Annotated in this window: 3 protein-coding genes; all 3 read left to right on the top strand. The window is 60.0% G+C overall.

Annotated features, from left to right (window positions below):
- On the top strand, positions 1 to 288 hold a 288-nt coding region (locus OXG98_20220; protein MCY3774338.1), incomplete at its 5' end, for a hypothetical protein.
- 208 nt (positions 289 to 496) lie between these two features.
- Entirely contained in the window at positions 497 to 1,132 is a 636-nt protein-coding gene (locus OXG98_20215; GenBank protein MCY3774337.1) for a hypothetical protein, read from the top strand.
- An 88-nt stretch (positions 1,133 to 1,220) separates the two neighbouring features.
- On the top strand, positions 1,221 to 1,828 hold a 608-nt coding region (locus tag OXG98_20210; protein MCY3774336.1), incomplete at its 3' end, for a glutathione S-transferase N-terminal domain-containing protein.

The raw sequence follows: 1,828 nt of genomic DNA, 5'->3' as shown, positions 1-1,828 counted from the left end.
CTGGCGCGGCCTGGCCGCATGGTGGAGCTGACACCGGACGGTGAAGTGGTCTGGGACTACGTTGGCCCCGTGACCTGGGGCGGGGAGATCGTGAAGACGCTGATTACCGAGAACCCGGATCATCAGAATGTCTTCAACGGCTGGTCCCCCCTGCGCTGGGCTCCGGACTATCCGGGGCTGGCGGGCAAGGATCTCACGCCGAAGGGGCCCATCACCCAGTTTCACGGCAGCGCCTTTGCGCCCTCTTTCGGCGAGGAGGTGGCGATCCCGGAAGAAGAGGAGTACTAAAACAGGTCACTTCGTCGACCTTTCTGACTGGTACGCCGAGAAATGGTATCCGTGCTCGGCGTGGAGCTTCGAAACAGACGTCAGAACGTATATTGAACCGTGGTGAGCGTGCATCCCGGGGATCTTCCTGACGCCCCTTCAAATGGATCAATGCGCCCCCTTTGTGGCAATATTTTCGAAAATCAGATGTTTCCCTTTGGAGTTACCCATGCGTCTTCTGCGATTCCTCACACTGGCATCGATCCTGCTCTTCAGCAGCTCGGCCCTCGCCCAGCGGTGGGCGCCGTTTACCGATGAAGACGGCAAGTTCCGGATCATGTCACCGGGCGGCACATTCGACATCGAGACGGTGGACTTCGAGACCGAGTACGGCATCGTGGTCCCCGCGAAGGTGCACAAGGCCGTGACCGATCAAGGGACGTTCACGCTGACGGTCGTCGACTATACCGATTCGATGGAGCTTCACATGAAGCGCCTCGAAGAGCTCGACGACATTTATCTCCCGGTCTACGGCGAGGTGGACGTGCGCGGATCGGTCGCCTTTGCGGCGAGAGGGATTCGCGAGCGCGCGCAGAGCGTCGAGTACGACAACTACCATTACATCGGCCGCCTCGATGGGCATCAGCTGCACACGACCAATCCCGACGGAACGCGCACGTTCGCGGGCCTCTACCTGCTCGAGAGCAAGCTGTACATTATCGAAGCGAGGGTCAATCCCGGCTCACCCCCGGGCGGTATGTTCCAGCAGTCGCTCGAATTCTTGGACGAGGAAGGCAACGGTATCTTCTTCGACAGTTTCCGCCAGCCTCGCAAGGTCCGCATCGGTGGCGAATGGATACGCTAACGACGCCGGACGGCGTCGTCAAAGAGTGGGACTAGCCTGAATCGCGAATCGGCGTCAGCGGCACGCGTTCGAACACACGGCCACCGACATGATCGATCTGTACACCGCACCCACACCGAATGGGTGGAAGGCTTCCTGCACGCTCGAAGAACTCGAACTCCCCTACGAAGTTCACAGCATCGAGCTGGCGAAGCAGGTGCAGAAGGAAGACTGGTATCTTCGCATTAATCCGAACGGCCGGATCCCTGCCATCATCGACCGCGAAGCGGGCGACTTCGTGGTCTTCGAGTCGGGCGCACTGATGATCTACCTGGCGGAGAAGACCGGGCGATTGTTGCCGGCCGATCCCAAGGGGCGGTCCCGGGTCATTCAATGGCTGATGTTTCAGATGAGTGGTGTCGGCCCCATGATGGGCCAGGCGAATGTCTTCTACCGATACTTCCCGGAAAAGATTCAACCGGCGATCGACCGGTACCAGAATGAGTGCCGGCGTCTTTTTGAGGTGCTCGACTCGCATCTCAGTGGCCGCGAGTGGTTGGCGGACGACTTCTCGATTGCCGACATCGCCAATTGGTGCTGGGCGCGGACGTACAAGTGGTCCGGCGTCTCGCGAGAAGGGCTGCCCCATCTCAAGCGGTGGATGGATAAAATGAAGGAACGTCCGGCCTTGCGTCGCGGGGTCGAGGTGCCGTTCAG

It is taken from the genome of Gemmatimonadota bacterium, from assembly GCA_026706345.1.
Classification (GTDB): domain Bacteria; phylum JAAXHH01; class JAAXHH01; order JAAXHH01; family JAAXHH01; genus JAAXHH01.
The sequence above is the reverse complement of the archived record's forward strand: the minus strand, read 5'-3'. Positions and strand labels throughout refer to the sequence as shown.

What these genes read in the sequence shown, in the direction of transcription:
- OXG98_20215 (MCY3774337.1), top strand. Translation starts at nt 497, where the DNA reads ATGCGTCTTCTGCGATTCCTCACACTGGCATCGATCCTGCTCTTCAGC.